This is a genomic window from Amycolatopsis sp. cg13, assembly GCF_041346965.1.
GTDB lineage: Bacteria > Actinomycetota > Actinomycetes > Mycobacteriales > Pseudonocardiaceae > Amycolatopsis.
Window position 1 is genome coordinate 1,748,647 of sequence record NZ_CP166848.1, and the last position, 17,650, is coordinate 1,766,296.

22 protein-coding genes are annotated in these 17,650 nt (G+C 68.4%); 9 read left to right on the forward strand and 13 right to left on the reverse strand.

What is annotated here, in order from left to right; translation table 11 throughout:
• Window position 1: 1 nt before the first annotated feature.
• The gene (locus tag AB5I40_RS07805) at window positions 2-1,756 is read left to right on the forward strand and encodes a dipeptide ABC transporter ATP-binding protein (RefSeq protein ID WP_370937755.1); all 1,755 of its coding nucleotides are present in this window, start codon (window positions 2-4) and stop codon (window positions 1,754-1,756) included.
• Here AB5I40_RS07805 and AB5I40_RS07810 read toward each other — a convergent pair.
• From AB5I40_RS07810 to AB5I40_RS07835, 6 genes are all read right to left on the reverse strand, one after another.
• Window positions 1,743-2,333, reverse strand: a complete 591-nt coding sequence (locus AB5I40_RS07810; protein WP_370940474.1) for a dihydrofolate reductase family protein — start codon at window positions 2,331-2,333, stop codon at window positions 1,743-1,745. The genes AB5I40_RS07805 and AB5I40_RS07810 overlap by 14 nt on opposite strands.
• 115 nt (window positions 2,334-2,448) lie before the next feature.
• Window positions 2,449-3,114 (reverse strand): hypothetical protein, encoded by a 666-nt coding sequence (locus AB5I40_RS07815; protein ID WP_370937756.1) that lies wholly within the window; start codon window positions 3,112-3,114, stop codon window positions 2,449-2,451.
• A 190-nt stretch (window positions 3,115-3,304) separates the two neighbouring features.
• Window positions 3,305-3,784, reverse strand: a complete 480-nt coding sequence (locus AB5I40_RS07820; protein ID WP_370937757.1) for a DoxX family membrane protein — start codon at window positions 3,782-3,784, stop codon at window positions 3,305-3,307.
• Window positions 3,785-3,893: 109 nt separating this feature from the next.
• Entirely contained in the window at window positions 3,894-4,361 is a 468-nt protein-coding gene (locus AB5I40_RS07825; protein WP_370937758.1) for a DUF3291 domain-containing protein, read from the reverse strand.
• Window positions 4,362-4,393: 32 nt separating this feature from the next.
• Window positions 4,394-5,038 carry a helix-turn-helix transcriptional regulator gene (locus AB5I40_RS07830; protein ID WP_370937759.1) on the reverse strand — a complete coding sequence of 215 codons (645 nt, stop codon included), beginning with the start codon at window positions 5,036-5,038 and terminating at the stop codon, window positions 4,394-4,396.
• 31 nt (window positions 5,039-5,069) lie between these two features.
• Window positions 5,070-5,570 (reverse strand): MarR family winged helix-turn-helix transcriptional regulator, encoded by a 501-nt coding sequence (locus AB5I40_RS07835; RefSeq protein ID WP_370937760.1) that lies wholly within the window; start codon window positions 5,568-5,570, stop codon window positions 5,070-5,072.
• A gap of 128 nt (window positions 5,571-5,698) precedes the next feature.
• On the opposite strand from AB5I40_RS07835, the gene AB5I40_RS07840 reads away from it, so the two are divergent.
• Window positions 5,699-6,628 (forward strand): NADP-dependent oxidoreductase, encoded by a 930-nt coding sequence (locus tag AB5I40_RS07840; protein WP_370937761.1) that lies wholly within the window; start codon window positions 5,699-5,701, stop codon window positions 6,626-6,628.
• Between the two features lie 38 nt (window positions 6,629-6,666).
• Here the strand turns inward: AB5I40_RS07840 and AB5I40_RS07845 are convergent, their stop codons facing one another.
• The gene (locus tag AB5I40_RS07845; protein ID WP_370937762.1) at window positions 6,667-7,923 is read right to left on the reverse strand and encodes an alpha/beta hydrolase; all 1,257 of its coding nucleotides are present in this window, start codon (window positions 7,921-7,923) and stop codon (window positions 6,667-6,669) included.
• Window positions 7,924-7,988: 65 nt separating this feature from the next.
• Here AB5I40_RS07845 and AB5I40_RS07850 point away from each other — a divergent pair, with 65 nt between their 5' ends.
• The 4 genes from AB5I40_RS07850 to AB5I40_RS07865 are packed head-to-tail and all read left to right on the forward strand — an operon-like array spanning window position 7,989 to window position 10,197.
• Window positions 7,989-8,456 carry a MarR family winged helix-turn-helix transcriptional regulator gene (locus tag AB5I40_RS07850; RefSeq protein WP_370937763.1) on the forward strand — a complete coding sequence of 156 codons (468 nt, stop codon included), beginning with the start codon at window positions 7,989-7,991 and terminating at the stop codon, window positions 8,454-8,456.
• Between the two features lie 49 nt (window positions 8,457-8,505).
• On the forward strand, window positions 8,506-9,162 hold the full coding sequence (locus AB5I40_RS07855) for a TetR/AcrR family transcriptional regulator (protein ID WP_370937764.1): 657 nt from the start codon (window positions 8,506-8,508) through the stop codon (window positions 9,160-9,162).
• A gap of 7 nt (window positions 9,163-9,169) precedes the next feature.
• Window positions 9,170-9,676 carry a pyridoxamine 5'-phosphate oxidase family protein gene (locus tag AB5I40_RS07860; RefSeq protein ID WP_370937765.1) on the forward strand — a complete coding sequence of 169 codons (507 nt, stop codon included), beginning with the start codon at window positions 9,170-9,172 and terminating at the stop codon, window positions 9,674-9,676.
• 26 nt (window positions 9,677-9,702) lie between these two features.
• Window positions 9,703-10,197 carry a nitroreductase family deazaflavin-dependent oxidoreductase gene (locus AB5I40_RS07865; RefSeq protein WP_370937766.1) on the forward strand — a complete coding sequence of 165 codons (495 nt, stop codon included), beginning with the start codon at window positions 9,703-9,705 and terminating at the stop codon, window positions 10,195-10,197.
• A gap of 21 nt (window positions 10,198-10,218) precedes the next feature.
• On the opposite strand, the gene AB5I40_RS07870 is transcribed toward AB5I40_RS07865, so the two are convergent.
• Complete coding sequence (locus AB5I40_RS07870; protein ID WP_370937767.1) at window positions 10,219-10,680, reverse strand: Asp23/Gls24 family envelope stress response protein; 462 nt, start codon at window positions 10,678-10,680, stop codon at window positions 10,219-10,221.
• Window positions 10,681-10,864: 184 nt separating this feature from the next.
• Between AB5I40_RS07870 and AB5I40_RS07875 the strand changes: the two genes are divergently transcribed.
• Window positions 10,865-11,074 (forward strand): CsbD family protein, encoded by a 210-nt coding sequence (locus AB5I40_RS07875; protein ID WP_037812879.1) that lies wholly within the window; start codon window positions 10,865-10,867, stop codon window positions 11,072-11,074.
• 57 nt (window positions 11,075-11,131) lie between these two features.
• Here AB5I40_RS07875 and AB5I40_RS07880 read toward each other — a convergent pair whose 3' ends face one another.
• The 5 genes from AB5I40_RS07880 to AB5I40_RS07900 all read right to left on the reverse strand — a co-directional run bounded on the left by AB5I40_RS07880 (window position 11,132) and on the right by AB5I40_RS07900 (window position 16,265).
• The gene (locus tag AB5I40_RS07880; RefSeq protein WP_370937768.1) at window positions 11,132-12,004 is read right to left on the reverse strand and encodes an alpha/beta fold hydrolase; all 873 of its coding nucleotides are present in this window, start codon (window positions 12,002-12,004) and stop codon (window positions 11,132-11,134) included.
• A 149-nt stretch (window positions 12,005-12,153) separates the two neighbouring features.
• On the reverse strand, window positions 12,154-13,545 hold the full coding sequence (locus AB5I40_RS07885) for an MFS transporter (protein ID WP_370937769.1): 1,392 nt from the start codon (window positions 13,543-13,545) through the stop codon (window positions 12,154-12,156).
• Between the two features lie 37 nt (window positions 13,546-13,582).
• Entirely contained in the window at window positions 13,583-14,605 is a 1,023-nt protein-coding gene (locus AB5I40_RS07890) for an ADP-ribosylglycohydrolase family protein (RefSeq protein ID WP_370940475.1), read from the reverse strand.
• A gap of 14 nt (window positions 14,606-14,619) precedes the next feature.
• Window positions 14,620-15,549, reverse strand: a complete 930-nt coding sequence (locus AB5I40_RS07895; RefSeq protein ID WP_370937770.1) for a carbohydrate kinase family protein — start codon at window positions 15,547-15,549, stop codon at window positions 14,620-14,622.
• Complete coding sequence (locus AB5I40_RS07900) at window positions 15,546-16,265, reverse strand: GntR family transcriptional regulator (protein WP_370937771.1); 720 nt, start codon at window positions 16,263-16,265, stop codon at window positions 15,546-15,548. Before AB5I40_RS07900 ends, AB5I40_RS07895 begins: the two co-directional genes overlap by 4 nt.
• Window positions 16,266-16,454: 189 nt before the next feature.
• Here AB5I40_RS07900 and AB5I40_RS07905 point away from each other — a divergent pair, with 189 nt between their 5' ends.
• Both AB5I40_RS07905 and AB5I40_RS07910 read left to right on the forward strand, forming a co-directional pair.
• Window positions 16,455-16,928, forward strand: a complete 474-nt coding sequence (locus AB5I40_RS07905; RefSeq protein ID WP_370937772.1) for a hypothetical protein — start codon at window positions 16,455-16,457, stop codon at window positions 16,926-16,928.
• 119 nt (window positions 16,929-17,047) lie between these two features.
• A complete protein-coding gene (locus tag AB5I40_RS07910) occupies window positions 17,048-17,632 on the forward strand; it encodes a helix-turn-helix domain-containing protein (RefSeq protein WP_370937773.1) in 585 nt (194 codons plus the stop codon).
• The last annotated feature ends 18 nt before the right edge of the window (window positions 17,633-17,650 follow it).

Here is a 17,650-nt window from a genome sequence, read left to right on the forward strand (position 1 = left end):
CGTGGCCAAGGAAGTCGTGGTGTCGGGCGTGACCGTCGAAACCGCCGGACACGCCATCGTGCAGGACCTCGGCTTCGAACTCGGCCGCGGCGAAGTCCTCGGCGTGGTCGGCGAATCGGGTTCCGGCAAAAGCACCCTCGCGCTCGCGTTGCTGGGTTTCGCCCGCACCGGCGCGACGATCACCGGCGGCCAGGTCGTCGTCGACGGAGTAGACCTGCTTTCCTTGCCGCCAGCGGAATTGCGCCGCGCACGAGGCCGGAAAGTCGCTTATGTACCGCAGGATCCGGCGACCGCGCTCAACCCGAGCCTGCGCGTCTCGACCCAGCTGACCGAAGGATTGGACCCGCCCGCGCTGCCCCGGGTGCGGCAGTTGCTGGGCACCGTCGGGCTGCCCAGCGACGACGCCTTCCTGCGCCGCCGCCCGCGCCAGCTTTCCGGCGGCCAGCAGCAACGGGTCGCCATCGCGATGGCCATCGCCGCCGGTCCGCGGCTGATCGTGCTCGACGAACCGACGACCGGACTCGACGTCTCCACCCAGTCCCGGGTGCTCGACCTGGTGCGCGAACTGTGCCGGACCCGCGACCTGGCGGCGATCTACGTCTCGCACGACCTCGCGGTGGTCGCCGACGTCGCCGACCAAGTGATGGTCATGTACGGCGGCGAAGTCGTCGAACACGGCGCCGCTCGCGCTGTGCTCACTCGCGCCGCGCATCCCTACACCCGCGCATTGCTGGCGGCCGTGCCGTCCGCGACCCACCGGCACCGGCTGGTCCCCATTCGTGGCCGGGCTCCCAGTATCGACGACGCCCGTGCCGGATGTTCCTTCGCGCCGCGATGCGACTACGCCACTTTATCTTGCGACACAACATATCCAGTGTTGTCACTCGCGCCCTCCGGAGCCCTCGCACGGTGCCTTCACGCCGAGGAAGTCGCCCGGAATTTCCTGAGCGTGCCGCGCGCTCCCGAGCCCGTCGCGCCTCCCGCGGACCAGGCCGCCCTGTTGTCGGTCTCCAGGCTGAACGCCAGCTACCACGGACGACAGGTCGTCTTCGACGTCTCCTTCGACCTGCGGCCAGGCCAATGCCTCGCCGTGGTCGGCGAATCAGGCAGCGGCAAGACCACCATGTCCCGCTGCCTGGCCGGATTGCACTCCGAACAGCACGGCGACGTGACCTTCGACGGCAAGCCAGTCCCGCCCACCGCCGCCCGGCGAGACTCCCGCACCCGGCGCGAACTGCAGTACGTCTTCCAGAATCCTTATGGCTCGTTGAGTCCACATCGGACCGTCGAAGACAGCCTCCTGGTCGCCCTGCGCCACTACTTCGGCGTGACCACGCGCGAAGGCCGCCGCCGGGCCCGCGCCGCACTCGACCGCGTCGAAATCCCGTCGCGGCTGGCTGACCGCTACCCGTCGGAACTGTCCGGCGGACAACGCCAGCGAGTCGCCATCGCCCGGGCTCTGGTGTGCGAGCCGAAGCTGATCATCTGCGACGAGGTGACGTCCGCTTTGGACGTTTCCGTGCAAGCGTCCGTCGTCGAACTCCTGCGCTCGTTGATGGACGACGGCCCGTCGATGATCTTCGTGACGCACAATCTGGCGGTGGTGCGCAGCATTGCGGACGAGGTCGTCGTGCTCAGCGAGGGCCGGGCCGTCGAATCGGGACGAACGGACCAGGTGCTCACGTCGCCGTCGCATGCGTACACGAGAAGCCTGCTCGCGGCGACGCTGGACGTCCCAGAGATCAGTCCTCGCTGACCCGGCGGTAGCGAATGTGCGTGGTCAACGGCGAATGCAGCACCTCGACAGGCTCGAAGCCGAAGGACTCCACCCCGTCGAACATGCGCTCGCCCGACCCGAGCAGAACAGGCGCGATGTCGAGCGTGAGCTCATCAATCACCCCAGCGTTCAGCGCCTGCCGAACGGTCGACGCCCCGCCAGCGATGTCGACTCCCTTGTCCCCCGCAGCCTCGGACGCTGCCGCATAAGCAGCATCGAAGCCGTCCGTGACGAAGTAGAACGTCGTCCCGCCCTCCATCGGGATCGGCTCGTGAGCGTGATGAGTCAACACGAAAACCGGCGCGTGATACGGCGGTTCGGCACCCCACCAGCCGGACCAGTCCTCGTCCCAGTCGCCGCGGACGGGGCCGAACATGTTCCGCCCCATCACGTACGCGCCGCGAGGACGCATGAGCCAGCTGGTGGCGGTCTTGTCGGCGTCGTTCGCCCGGGGATCGCCGATGTGCCAGCCGTGCAACTCCCGCCCCCGCACCCCGAGCGGCTCGTCCCGGCTCTGCCCCGGCCCGGCGACGAAGCCGTCCAGCGAAATCGACATATGGCAAGTCGTGTCCGGCACGGCGGCCTCCCGAGTGATTGCGATTTGCAAGCGGTTGGGAGGACGATAGCAGGGAAGGTGCGGTGAACGCTATCCGTTGCGGATTCTCCGCAGGTCAGCCCGCCAGGTGACGCAGGAACGTGGTCGTGCGATGCCACGCGAAGTACGGTTCGGACGCCTCCCGATGTGCTCCGCAACGGCGTCCGGCCAGATGCCGCATGCGGAGTTTCAGGCTTCCGGCGGGAAGCTCGTCGAGCCGCACGGTCTGGATGCGCCCGGTTTCGTCCACGGTGACCCAGCCGGATTCGTACAGGAGATCGCAGCCTAAGCCGCAGGCGAGCATGGCGATGTCGCGGAGGTTCCGTCGTTCAGCATCGGTGCAGGCTGCGCGTTTCTTCACGTGCGCGGCGACGAGGAACTCCAACGGGAACTCGTCGCCGCACAACGCGCAGGGCGCGGAGGTGCGTCCGTCGGCGAGCAGCTTGCGGAGCCGGGCCTGCTCGGTCCGGACCTTGACCTGGGTCTTCACGTCCAGCTCGCCGAAGTGAATGTCCGCCTCGGGTGCGGCGCCGGAGCTGTCCAGCGTGAGCGTCGTCGGGGAATTGGTTCTGCTGACGTTCGGCAGGTTGGCGATTACCGCCCCGACGAAAGTGCTCCGGTGACCCAGTTCGGCGACCGAAACCTCGAGCGTGCCTCGCGCGGCGAGCACGTCCAGCCCGTGCTGGATGTCGCGGAGGGGAACGGGCTGTCCTTCCGGCGACCGATCGGTGCCTACCAGCACCGATCCGTCCTCCACCTTGAGGATGTGATTTCCCTGCCAGTGGGGGTCGAGATCGTCTCGCCGGTAAGACCCCGGAGCAGTTCCTCCGCTCGGGGCAGCACCCCGCCCGAGGAGAACCCAGCGTTCAGATTGCCCTTGCCATCACTCGCGAACACCAGCCCAGCCTGCCAGACCGGCCAGCCGCCCACGATCAGAAAAGCGATCCCACCGCCACAGCCGCACAAACCGACAGGAACAGCCCGCCCACCGCGAAGCCCAGCGGTTTCTGCCGCCAAGCCGTGTGGCGGTCCAGCGCGTACCAGCCGGGGCCGGTCAGCAGCAGGGCCAGCGCCATCGCCGCGAGGGTCAGTTCCAGTTCGAATCCCGGGCCGGTGCTGCCGAACAGGCCGCCCTCCCACTTCACGCGGACCGCGCTCAGTGCCACGCCCAGCAGGCCGGCCGCGGCGAGCGGGGTCAGCAGGCCCAGTGCCAGCAGGACCGCGCCGCCGACCTCGGTGATGCCGGTCAGCCACGTCAGGAACTCGATGTTGTGGCTGAACCCGTAGCCCCGCAACAGGTTCTCGAAGTGCGCCATTCCCGCGCCGCCGAACAGGCCGAAGACTTGCATCAGCCCGTGCGCCCCCATCGCGACCGACAGCATCAGCCGCAGCACCAGCAGACCGAAGTCCAAGCCGCCATTCTCATCCGACCAACGGGACATGTTCGCCACGCCGGACACCCTAGCCATCCCGCGCGCCGGTCCGGGCGACCCACCGGACGTGTCGCCCGACAAGACCGCCTCACGGCGCGGAGGCGGCGCCTTCGGGCAGATAGCCGTCCCGGAAACCGAACGCGCTCGGCGAGGGCCCCTTCCCCCGCAACAGTTCGAGCCGCTCGACGGCCTCCTCGACCGTCGGGACGTGCCCGGCGGGAACCCACCACAGCACCTGGAACGGGGCCTTCGGCAGTTCGAACCACTCCGAGCGGCGGCGCAGCATGTCCAGGTGGCCGCTGCGGTAGACGTAGTCCCACAAGGCGTCGCGGGTTTCCCACACCGACATGTTCACCAGGACATCGTCGCCGAGCGAGGTCCGGATCGCGGTGGCGTCGTTGCCGCCGTCCTCGACCAGGCGCCACACGAAGCCGGGCGCGTTGTCGGCGACCTCGTTGAGCGTGTCGAGCATCGACGTGAAGCCGTGCATGCGGGCGTCCGCGAGCGGGAATTTCAGGATGCCCACGTTGAGCTGGGCGAGGTGATGTTCCGTCACTCGTTCACCTCACCATCGCCGAACCTTCTATGTCAACTCTCATTATTTTTAGAACGTTCGACGACGACGCAGCACAGCCCGGGACGCGGATCCATGCGGGCCGTCAGACCGTCGGCGTCTTCGAGCAGCCCTTCCAGCAGCGCCAGATTCATGCCGCACACCAGCCCCGGATGCCGCTGCGAGAGGACATGGAAGGGGCAGTTCACGAGGCGCAGGACGTCGCCGTCCAGACGAGGCTCGTACCCGCGGGCGGCCAGCAGTTCCTTCGCGGCGGCGAGATCTTCGACCGGACCTGCGGCGGCGCGGCCCTCCCGCCGGGCGGCGGCCTGCAGCTCGGTGTCCAACCGGGCGACTTCCGCGACCTCGGCCAGCAGATCCGCGGCGGTGCGGTAGTCGCGCGCCGGGACGGAGAACTGCCGTTCGGCAGCGGACCGGCGGTAGAGCTTCGCCGGACGGCCGGCACCCGGGCCCGAACGTCCGCTCAGCCGCTTGCTTTCCGTCTCCAGCAGCCCCGCGTCCACGAGTTTGTCGAGATGGAAAGCAGCGAGCGTGCGCTGGATCCCGGTGCCCTCGGCCGCCTCGTTCCGGCTCACGTCGTGGTCCTGGGAAACCACGTAGTCGTACAGCCGCCGCCGGACGGGATCCTGCAGGACGGCGATCGCCTCGATGTCTTCCACGCCGTCAGTCTAAGAACAACGAGGATGCGCGTTAGAGGTGCTCGTTTCTCGCCGAGCTCCGGCGAGTGGCGACCGACCGCGGCGGCTCGGCGCGCATGTGGTCGCGGACGCGGGCCATGATGCCGCCCAGCGCGTCCAGATCCGAAGTGGACAGTGGGGCGACCAGCAGCCGGCGGACGACCTCGACGTGCCCGGGAAGCACCTTCTCGACCAGCTCCCGCCCCGCCTCGGTGACAGCGACGACGGTGGCCCGCTGGTCTTCCGCACTGGGCCTGCGGGTGACCAAGCCAGCCTTTTCGAGCAAGCCCGCCTGATGGGTCAGGCCGCTGCGACTGTAGACGACACCGTCGGCCAGCTCAGTCATCGTCAGCGGCCCGTCCGAATGAGAGAGCCGGGCGAGCAGCTCGAACTGCACGTAACTGAGGCCCCCTTCGGCCCGCAGCTGCTGCGTGACGGCGTGCTGCAGCAGGCTCACCGCCTCCATCAGCGAGAAGTAGGTGTTGAGCTGCCCGGGCTCCAGCGCGTCCGCCATGCCGTCAGTCTAGATGCTTCGAAGTCGAATCATTGTGGCCGCCCTCACATCCCCGAGACATTGCTTCGACATCGAAGCATACTCGTTCTCAGGTTGCTTCAACTTCGAAGCACATTCTGGAGGATGACATGAAAGCAGTGCGCTACCACCGCTACGGCGGAAGCGAAGTCCTGGCCTTCGAAGAAGCCGAGCGGCCGGCACCCGCTGAGGGACAGGTGCTCGTGAAGGTGGCCGCCACCTCGTTCAACCCGGTCGACCTCGGGATCCGCGCGGGCGGTCTGCAGGCGGTGTTTCCCTTGGCGTTCCCGCACATTCCGGGCATCGAGGTCGCCGGGACGATCGCCGAACCAGGCCCCCAGGTCGACGGCCATCAGGTCGGCGACGCAGTCGTGGCGTTCCTGCCGATGAACGCCAACGGCGCGGCGGCCGAGTACGCCCTCGTTCCCGCGGACGCGCTGGCCGCCGCCCCGCAGACGGTCGAACTCTCCGACGCCGCCGCGCTGCCGGTCGGCGGGCTGACCGCGTGGCAGGCGCTCTTCGACGACGCTCGACTGGAAGCAGGCCAGACGATCCTGATCAACGGCGCAGGCGGGGCAGTCGGCGGCTTTGCCGTTCAACTCGCGCATCAAGCAGGTGCGACGGTGACTGCGACCTCGAGCCCCCGCACCGAAGAACGCCTCCGCGACTACGGAGCCGACCGGATCATCGGACACCTCGACTTCGCTTCCGACGCGGTCGACGGAGCGCCGTTCGACGTTGTACTCAACCTCGTGCCCACCACTCCGGAAGAGACCGCGGCGCTCGCCGATCTGGTCGCCGACGGCGGAGCGCTGGTCAGCACCACCACTCCCCCGCCGGAAAACCCCGGACGCGGGATCCGGACAGCGCGGGTGTTCGTCGCCAGCAAAGCCGGGCAGCTGGCCGAACTCGTCGAGCGCGTCGACGCGGGGACGTTGCGGATCACCGTCGCCGACCGGCGGCCGCTCGCGGATCTCCCGGCCGTGCACGACGAAGCGGCCTCCGGACGACTCGTCGGCAAGACCGTCCTCATCCCCTGAAAATCCGGTTCGAGCGCTGGCTTCAGCGCTCGAACCGCTTAGCTCCGGGCCTTCGCCAAACCAGCCGGAGTCGCGCCGAGCCACCAACGCGGGTCCGCCGATCCGTCGGTGGTGCGGCCGTCCCGGTGGACGAAGAACCGCTCATCCCGGCCCGGCGTGTCGAACTCCCCGTCCAGCCCGCGCATCAGCCATTCCGCACCGAACGCGAAGACCTCCGCCGCCGTCCCGCCCAGCGGATGGAATTCGTCCTCGTAGACGCGCATTTCCTTGGGAGCGCGGATTTTCTCGTAGGTCTCGAGCGCGTTCTCCACCGGTGTCAGCTCGTCGAATTCGCCGATGCCCAGCAGCACGGGGCACCTGATGCCCGTCACCAGGTCGCCCAGCGGCATCTTTTCCTTGAAGTCGCGGTCAAACGCGCACTCGTCGGCATAGCCCGCCATGTACATATAGTTGTTCTTGAAGCTCGGCTGCGCCCGTTCGAAGATCGTCTCGAAATCACCGGACACCGCTTCGAACGCCGCCACCGCGCGCAAACGGGTCCCCTCCACCGCCGCGGCGCGCAGCGCCCAGTAGCCGCTCATGCTGATGCCGAACATGCCGATCCGGTTTTCGTCCACTTCGGACAGACCGGCGAGATACTCCGCATAGGTTTCGAGAGCACGCTCGTAGTTGTCCAGGGTCACGGTCAGCCCGCGCGCCCGCGTCTCCCCCTGCCCCGGCCCCTCGATGGACAGCGCCACCACTCCGCGCGAGGCGTAGTAGCGCTCGGCCGCGAAGATGTAGTCCTCCTTGATCATGTCCATGCCAGGACCGAGAATCACCGCCGGAGCACCGGAAACCGGCTGCGCTGGCAGGTGCAAGAGACCGAAGATCTTGCCGCCTTCGAAGTCCAGCTCGACCCGCCGGACTGTGTTTCCGCGCAGCTCGCCCAGCCGCGCCACGCACGAATCGCAGTGCTCGCGGAACTTCGCCTTGCGCCCGTCGCCGGAGTCGAAGATCGAGTACTGCGCGCGGCCGTACATCACCGCCGCCCGCAGATACAGGTCCGACGCCGTCCTCCGGTAACCAAGCCGCTCGTGGTGCGCCGCCCGCTCTTCGGCCTGACCAGCGACAACCGCCCACGCCTTCGGCAGCATCGCTCCGGCGCGCACCATCGCGAACACCTTGTCGAAGTCGGCGTGATCGTGCCCGAGCTGTTCGAGCGTGCCCTTGCCTTCCGGATGCAACGCGTCGAAACCGCCCTGCGCCAGTGCGATGTCCAGAGCCCAGCTCTGCCCGGCCGACCGTGTCGTCATGCTCGCCTCCTCAACTAACTAAGTACTTAGCTAATGTGCCACGGCTAGACTCCGCCCGGCAAGCAATGCGGCGGGCACCACAGGAGAGCGAACCGATGGGCGACGAGGCGATCACCCGGCTGGCGCGAGCCGCTTACCGGCTCAGCGCGGCCGATTCCCGGCTGCGCGGCCGCGCGACCCGCAGCGCCGAAGCCCTTTCGCTCGCGCATGCCCGCGCGCTCAAGAGCCTCGCCGAACACGGGCCGATGACGGTCAACCAGCTCGCCGGGCACGTCGAAACGACCGGAGCCGCAGTCACTCAACTGGTCAACGGCCTCGCCAACGCCGGTTATGTCACGCGCGAACGGGCCGCTTCCGGAGACCGCCGCACGTCGATCGTCGCCTTGACCGACACGGGCCGACGACGACACGAGGAGCGAGAGCAAGTCCTCGCCGCAGGCTTGCGCGAACTGACCGAGGACCTCGATGAACACGCGATCGACGCCGCAGGCGTAGTACTCGACCGGTTGGCCGCGCTGTACGACCGTCTCTGACGATCACGGACTCTATCAACTGATTGAATCGGCTGATAGAGTCCGCGCCATGGGCACCGAAGCCGCGCGGATCCCCGCCAGTCGCGGGGCGGCGACCGAGCAGCGCCTGATCGCCGCCGCGGAACGGCTTTTCGCCGAACAGGGCGTCGGCGCGGTGTCGCTGCGGACCGTGATGCAGGCGGCGCAGACGAACGTCGCGGCGATCCACTACCACTTCGGTTCCAAGGAAGGACTGCTCGACGCGGTCCTGCGCAGCCGCCTCGGCCAAGTCACCGGCGAGCGGAACGCGGTGCTGCAAGAGTTCCCCGAAAAGGACGTCACCGCGCGCGAACTGGCCCGCGCGTTCGTGCAGCCGGTGGTCGCGGTGCTCGAATCCGGCGGCGAATGCTGGATCCGGCTGGTCGGCCGGCTGCTGGCGACCGGCGGCGACGGACTCGACGCGGTCGCCGAATCGTTCTTCGAGCGCAACGCCGCGTTCGTCGAACTGCTGGACCGGCTGAGCCCGGGTGTCCCCCGCCGGACGCTCGATTTCCGGCTGTCCCAAGCGATGACCGTGACGCTGAACGTCCTCGGCGACGTCGGCCGCACCCGCCGCCTGCACGGCCCGGACGCGGCCGGCTGGACCACCGGCCAGATCGTCGACGACCTCGTCGACGTCGTGACCTCCGTACTCGCCGGCCCGCCCGGGGCCCGCCGCAGGAAGTGAGGAACCGATGGGAACCAAGCAGCGAGCGCAGATCGAGATGACGCCCGAGGAGGTGTCGGCCTACCTTTCCGCCCAGCGCACCGCGACGCTGGTGTCACTCGGCCCCGGCGGGCATCCGCACGCGGTCGCGATGTGGTTCGCGGTCCTCGACGGCGTGCTGTGGTTCGAAACGAAAGCCAAGGCGCAGAAGGCAGTCAACCTGCGCCGCGACCCGCGCGTCACGGTGCTGATCGAGGACGGCCTGACCTACGACGTCCTGCGCGGCGTCTCGCTGGAGGGCCGCGCGGAGGTCGTCGACGATCCGGACGCGCTCTGGGCGGTCGGGGTCAACATCTGGGAGCGTTACCACGGCGAGTACACCGACGAAGTGAAACCGATGGTGGAATTCATGCTCCGCAAGCGGGTCGCGGTCCGCGTCGACGTGGAGCGGGTCCGTTCGTGGGACCACCGCAAGCTCGGGCTGCCCCCGATGCCGCTCGCCGGATCGACCGCCCCGCAACCGCCCGCCAGCTGACGCTTCCGCCCCGCCAGGAGGTCACAATGGGACGCTTTTCCCTTCCCGAACAAGCACCGAAAGGCCTGGACTCGCCGGTGACAGCGGCGATGATGAAGTACATGGCCAGGGTCCAGACCAAGGTCTTCACCCTGACCGGCGGCCGGATCGGCAGCAAATGGCGCGTCGGAGCCGGCTTCCGCAAGCCGGTGCCTACGCTGCTGCTGGAACACCGCGGCCGCAAGTCCGGCCGGCTGTTCACCACCCCGTTGCTGTACCTGCGTTCCGGCGACGACCTGGTCATCATCGCCTCGCAGGGCGGCCTGCCGAAGCATCCGCAGTGGTACTTCAACCTGCTCGCGGAGCCGGAAACCCGCGTGCAGCTGAAGGGCCGCCGCGATGTCCCGGTCACGGCGAGGGTCGCGCCGGCGGACGAGCGGCGCGACCTCTGGCCGCGGCTGGTCGAACTGTACGGCGACTTCGCGAAGTATCAGGAGTGGACGGACCGCGAGATCCCGGTCGTGGTGCTCACTCCTCGCTGACCGCGAGCCTGGCCTCCGGGTTCACTGCACCCGGCCGCTGTCGCCGGACGCGTCCTCCTCGTCGTCGGACGGCAGGTGCAGGTCGCCCACGTTGATGTTGACCTCGACCACCTCCAGCCCGGTCATGCCTTCCACCGCGCTGATCACGTTCCGCCGGATCGAGCGCGCGACGTCCGCGATCGCGACGCCGTACTCGACCACGATCTGCAGGTCCACCGCGGCCTGCTTCTCCCCCACCTCGACCGAAACGCCCTGTCCGGCCGACGCCGTCGCGCCCGGGATCCGCTCGCGCAGCGCGGAAAACGCCCGAGCCGCGCCGCCACCCAGTGCGTGCACCCCGTGGATCTCCCGCGTCGCCAGCCCGGCGATCTTCTGCACCACCACGTCCGCGACCGTGGTCGTCCCCTGCGAACTGGTCAGCGGCCCGGCGCTGACCTTCTCCACGTCCTGGGACTTGGCCGCCGTGTCAGTCGTCGAAGCCATCGAATCTCCTCCGGTCGTTTCCGTTGTTGCGGTTCACCGGGTTCGACTCCGCAACGGCGCGAAACTCACTCCCCGAACGAGTGGCGACGATCACATCATCGGGCGAGTGACGATTCCGGATCCGCGCTGTCCTTACCCCTGACGCATTCTCGCGTCCGTTGTTCGGCGATGAAGGAGGACATCCATGTCGATGGGCGACAAGATCGGCGCCAAGGCAGACGACTTCGGCGGCAAGGCCAAGGAGGCGGCGGGTTCGCTGACCGGCGACGAGAAGCTCGAGAACGAAGGCAAAGCCGACCAGGCGAAGGCCGGGATCAAGGAAGCCGCCGAGAATGTGAAAGACGCTCTCGGCGACGCGGCGGGCAAAGTCAAGAACGCGTTGAAGAAAGACTGACTTTCCTCCCAAGGACGCGGGGTCCCGGCACCATTGCCGAGGCCCCGCGTTCGCTTTTCAGCGCACCTGTTTCAGCAGGTTCTCCACCGCCGTGACGACCACGTCCGGGCGGTCGAGCGGGACGTCGTGGGAGCTGTGCTCAGCGGTGACCAGGGTTCGGTTCGGCTCGGCATGCGCGAAGTCTTGCTGGGCTTGCCGCCACAACTGCGCGTCTTCGGGAGTCGGAAACGGCGTCCGGGCGGACACGATCACGGCAGCGGGAATGCCGGACGGCCAGGTCAGCTTGTGGTACGCCTCGTGCACCGGCCCGTAACCGTCGGCTTGGGCGAGAAGCTGACGCGTCTGCCGGGTCGACGGCGCTTTTTTGAGATCTTCGACCTGCTTCTCGTTCAACGCCACCAGCTTCGCAGTCTCGCTCGGGGTGAAGAACTGCGGCAGGTTGGCGTCCACGAGCACCGCTCCCGCTACCTGGTCCGGGTGACTGCGGGCGAAGGAGAAAGCAACTTCGCCCGCCAGGGAATGCGACACCAGGATCACGTTCTTGCTGACGCCCAATCGCGTCAGCCCGGCAGCGAGATCGGCAGCGGCATTGTCCGCTCGCCACGGTCCGGGTGATTCGTCGCTTTTGCCCTCCCCCGCCCGGTCATAGGCGATGACCTCGGATCCGGTCTTCGCGGCGAGTTCCGGGGCGACCTTGCTCCATTCCGCCGAATCCATCCCGCCGCCCGCGTCGAGCACAATCGCGGGCAACCGGCCCGGCGTAACGGAAAACGCCATGGTGCGGCCGTTGACCGGTACCAGGTGCAACTCAGCTGTCGAAGGACCGGCCTCGGCATTGCACGCGGTCAACCCGCTCGCCAGCACCGCAGCCGCCGCCAGAACGGCAATAGGCCGACGGGATCTTCCCCATCGCACACCAGAATCAGTCACCGAATCCCCTCCGCACGCCAGGAACCGCACTCCAAAAGTCCTTTGTGGACAATGGAGCCCGATCAATCCCAGCATCGCGAACAATCCGGTCGAGCGCGATACCGCTGCCTGCCCGAACGCGGTAGGGCCAACCCCACCCAGCGGCTCCCTCAGGACTGCTCCCCGAAGGAAACCGAACGTTCTCCCGCCGCGGCCCGCCGTTCGGCCAAGTCCTTCTCCACCGCCGGGTAGATCCGCTCCAGCCGGTAAGCCCAGAACAGGACGATCAGCAGCACGAACAACACCATCGGCACGTACACGAACAGCGCGTTGATCGCGGCCAGCGCGGAATCCGGCTGCGTGTGGTTCAGGCCGTTGTAGCCCGCCGCGCCCATGACCCAGCCGAGCACGGCCGCGCCCAGTCCGTAGCCGAGTTTCTGGCCCATGCTGCCCGCGCTGTACAGCACGCCTTCCAAGCGGCGGCCGTTCTTCCATTCGCCGTACTCGATGGTGTCGGGGAGCATGCCCCAGATCGCGCCGAAGATCGGGATGCGCCCGATGCCGCGCAGGATCGAGCCGGTGACCGCCAGGGTCATGTTCGTCGGGTCGATCGCGATGACCAGGGAGCCCGCGATGAAGATCGCCGCGCCGACGATCATCGGGGCGATTTTGCCGAAGCGGTTGTACACCGGCTGCATGAACAGCATTCCGAGCAAGGCCGGAATGTAGAGCATGAACGACATCAGCGCGGCGAAACCGGCATTGCCGAGGAAGTACTGGGCGAAGTAGGCAGTCGCTCCGGTGTAGAGCGATTCCGCGACACTGAACACGATGAAGATCGCGAACAGCAGCAGCCAATAACGGTTCCGTGCCGCGAGCTTGAGCGATTCGACGATCCCCGGCTGGTCCTTCGGCGGCGCGGTGTCGACGATGCGCTCCCGCGTATTGCGGAAGGTCACGAAGAACAGCACCGCCGCGAGAGCGCCGAAGAGACAGAAGGTGATGATCCACGCCCGCTGGTCGTCGCCGAGCGCGCTCACCAACGGCAGCGTGAGGACGGTGACGACCAGCGAACCGAGGGTGGCGCCGAACATCCGGGTGACGTTGAGCCGGGAGCGTTCGGTGAAGTCCCGCGTCATCCGGGTGTTCAGCGTTCCGTACGGGATCACCGCCGCGCTGAGGGCGATGTTCATCAGTGCGTAGGTGATCGCGATGTACACCAGCGTCGGCGTCGGTTCCATGCCCGGCACGGTGAACACCAGGACGAGCGCGATCGCGAACGGCGCGGCGGCCCACAGCACCCAGGGACGCGCCTTGCCCCAGCGGGTCGACGTCCGGTCGACGATCGCGCCCATGCCGACGTCGACCACGCCGTCGAACAGCCGCGCGATGAGCACGATCGTGCCGACCGCCGACGCCGCCGCCCCGATCACGTTGGTATAGAAGAACACCACGTAGGTGGCCAGCGCGCCCCAGGCGATGTTCGTGGCCAGGTCACCGCCTCCGAAGGAGAGACGTTCCTTCCAGCTCACCGTGGCGAATTCTTCGCTGCGTGCGCTCATCGTCGAGCGTCCCTTCGGATCGGGGTGGGGAGAGGGGTCAGTGCTGAGTCGCGGCCAGGAGTTCGTCGGCGAGCGCGCCCAGGTCGAGATCGTTCGCGCGTTCCACCTCGGCGACGGCGGCCTCGTCGATCGCCTCGATCCCCCGGTAAGCGCCGGCGATCGCGGCGGCCATGCAGCCGATAGTGTCGCTGTCGCCGCCCGCGTTGGCCGCCAGCCGCGCGACGCGCACTGGATCTCCGCCCGCGGCAACGAAGAACCCGAGCGCGGCAGGCACGGCCTCGGCGGCGGGCAGACCGACGCCGATCTCCCCGGCGATCAGGTCAATGGCGTGCTCGTCGTCGCGAGCCGTGATGGCCAGCGCGACCGCGCGCTCGATCCGGCGCTCGACCGACGCGCCCGGCACGTCACGACCTTCGGTACGACCGAGTTCAGCACCCGCCCGTGCGCCGTTGATGGCGGCGCGGACGATATCGACGATTTCCGCGCCAGGAGTGCAAGCCCGCGCGACGGCGGCGGCGATGGCCGCGGCACCCGCGACGCCAGGCGGCGTGTTGTGGCTGGGCACGCAGGTGGTGAACGCGGTCCGGACCGCCGCTTCCGGGTCTCCGTGGTGGAACAGCCCGACCGGCCCGACCCGCATCGCGGCGCCGTTGCTGGCGCCCTGGGTCATGATCGTCCCGGTCTTTCCGACCTCGCGCGGGTCCTCGCCGCGCTCCAGGCGCGCGATGGCCTCGCGGGTGGTCGGCCCGGCGAAATGCGGGAAGTAGTTCTCGTTCTTGGACCACTCGATCAGCAGCCGCGCCATGTCGTCCGGGCTCAGCGCGGCTCCGGTGCGGGCGAGCAGGCGGGTCAGCAGGATCATCTGGCTGGAGTCGTCGGTGATCTGCGCGGCGGCGCGGCCCTTGGCGTAGGGCGCGCCGGGGAGCGGGGCGTGGAATTCGGTGACGTAGCCGCCGAACGCGGCGCGGATCTGGTCCCGGCTCAGTTCCTCGGTGGGCGCGCCGAGCGCGTCGGCCAGGCAGGCCGCGGCGAGACTGCCGTGGATCTTGGAACGCAGCACAGAATTCAACTCGGTTACCTCTCAGTCGTGATGGTGATCAGGTCGTCTGGCCAGTCGCCGCGCTGCGAGCCGGACAGATAAGTGCGACCGCCGACAGCGGTGACGCAACGGGTCGCCTGGGCCACCGCCCGGCGAAGGCTTTCGCCCACTTCGGCCCCGCCGAGCAGCGCGCCCAGGAACGCTCCCGCCAGCGCGTCCCCCGCGCCGGTCGTATCCATGGCGGTGACCTCGCCGTTCAACCGCGCGCGATGGACGACGCCGTTCTTGTCCACAGTGGACGCTCCGCGCGCTCCTTCGCTGATGACCACGAGCTCCGCGCCGAGCTCGATCAGCCGTTGAGCGGCGTCCCGCGGCGTGGCAGCGAGTTTGGTCGCCGAGGCGGCGTTGAGGAAGACGATGTCGCTGAGCCCGAGCAGCCGCGCGAACTCCGGCTGATCCGGCTCGAACGCGTCCGGTTCGAGGTCGACGGCTACCCGCGCTCCTCGTGCTAGTTCGGCGACGGCCGCCGCCCACTCGAGATCGTCGGCCAGCGGCGCGACCATGTCCGCGCCCGCCAGGACCGACGCGTCGATCTCCTCGATCGCCGGAATCTTGATCCCGGTGTCGGCGCCGGTCAGCGCTTTTTCACCGCTCGCGTCGAGCTGGACGAAACACATCCAGGTCGGATGCGCGAGGTCGCGCAGGGAATGCTCGATCGAGACCCCGAGCCTGCGCAGTTCGGCCAGCGCTTCGTCGGTGTCCGGTCCCGCTCCGGTCTTCGTGATCAAGTCGACCGCGATCCCGTGCTGCGCGGCCGCGGCGGCGAGGTTGGCGCTCATCCCGCCGCCGTAGACGCCGGACAGGGAGCCGATGGCTTTGTTGTCGTTGCCCGCGATGTGCGGGACCTGGACGAAGTAGTCGATGCTCGCGTCCCCCACGACGACGAGCCGCGGCCGGGCGCTCATCGCTCGCTTCGGAGGTCGATGTCGAGGTGGTAGCGATCGCCGCGCAGGATGTAGCGAGTGAACTCCAGCGGCCGCTGATCCGCGCCGAACGACGTGCGCTCGCGCAGCATCGCCGCGACGCCCGGCTCGACCTGGAGCCGCTCCGCCTCCGCCGCGGAGAGATTGACCGCGCTGACCCGCTCCCGCGCGTGCGTGGGCTGCGCGTCGCGGCCGGAGAGGAAGGCGTACAGCGAATCCCCGGTGAACTCGCCGAAGTCGATTCCGGGCTGCTGCACCAGATAGTGGTCGAGGAAGACGAACGGATCGTCGCCGATCCAGTAACGCCGCTCGATGTGGCTCACGGTGTCGCCGGGTTCGAGGTCGAGCGCCTTGGCGACCGCTTCGTCCGCCGGTTCCTCGGCATTGCTGAGCAGTTCGGGCCGGATCGCGAAGCCGCGCTGCCGCAGCTCGCGGCCAAGACCGAGCATCGGGCTCATCGCGCGGATCTCGTTGGACGCGACAATGCTGCCCCGCCCGTGGAACCGCTCCACCAGCCCGAGCCGCTGCAACTCCTGAAAGGCGCGCCGGACGGACGTCTGGGACACGCCGTACTGCGCCCGGAGCTGACTCTCCGACGGGAGCCAGTCCCCCGGCTTCAGCCTGCCGCTGAGGATGTCGCGCTGGATCTCGCTCTGAATCGTGCGGTAGAGCGGCGCACGGCTTGGTCGACCGGTCATGCAACTTAGTGTACTAAGTGTGTCAACCAGCCCGCCTGGACCTTCCGGGATCACTTTTCGGCGGCGAGCCGGTCCGGCCGAGTAACGGTCCGCTGGCCGCCGCCGACCCGAAGGGGCACCACTCGGACTGGTCAGGCGCTCAGCGGAGGACCGATCCGAGTCCCTGACGGCCGAGGAGGTTCAATCGCGATGACGCACCTGGAACGACCCGGCAAGCCCACGCTCCTCGTCGCGCTCTGCGCTATTGCCTGCGCCGCGTGCACCACCTCCGGCACCCCATCAGCGAGTTCGCCGGGCACGCCGTCGTCGTCAGCCGTGCCTTCCAGCGCTCCGCAGCCCGCCAGCGCGCCGCCGTCTGACCCGACGGTTTTCCCCACTGCCGCGGAAGCACCGGCAACGAGCGTCCCGCAGGCACCGCTGCCGCCTGGCTATCCGAAGGTCGTGAAGGTCTCGTCCTTGCCCGGTCAGGTGCGCAATTGGTTCCAAATGCAAGGCACCACCCGAGCAGTGCAGCTAGCACCGGGCGTCTGGACGGCGCTGCAGGATGGCGCGGCCGTCGAGGACGCCGTCAACGCAGAGGTCCTCGACGGCTTCTGCAGCTCGATCAAGGCTTTCGAACGCGTCTACCGAGGCGGACGCACCTACCCTGGAGCCTGCTGGTGAGCTTGCGGCACCGGAGACCTCCGCGGCTGCCGCGTCTTCCCGTCAATTCCCTTGCCCATTACGGCGTTTCCCCCGCACAGTCCACTTCGGAACACCCCGGCTCCGGTATAGTCAACCCAATGCGAACCCCTCCCTCCCCCGATTCCGCACCTGCGCCGGATCCGGCGAAGGTGCTCGGGGCGCGGGTGCGCGAGCTGCGGCGCGGCCGCGGGCTGACGCTCAAGCAAGTCGGCGAGGTTTCCCGCCTGTCGCACGCTTTTCTCAGCCAGTTCGAGCGCGGGCTGGCCGCCGCGAGCGTCAGCACTCTGCAGCGGATCGCGGTCGCGCTGGACACCACCGTGTCGGCCCTTCTCGCCGGGCCCGCGGAGCAGGGCGTCGGATTGCTGCGCGCCGACGAGGGAATGGTCATGCCGGGGGCCGAAATCCCGACCGGTTCCACGGCGCGGGCGTTGTCCCGGGCGGGTTTTCCGGTGCAGCCCATCGAATACACCGGCGGCCCGGCGGAGTTCGGCGAGTATTTCGAGCACGTCGGGCAGGAGATGCTGTACGTCGTCACCGGGCGGATCGAACTGGATTTCGCCGACGGGCGCCGCGAGCAGCTGGGCGAGGCCGATGTCGCCACCTACCCGGGGTCGCGGGCGCATCGCTGGCGCCGGCTGGGCGACGAACCGGTCCGGGTCCTGCTGATCAACACCGGGGAATGACCGGCCGCGCGGCCCCGG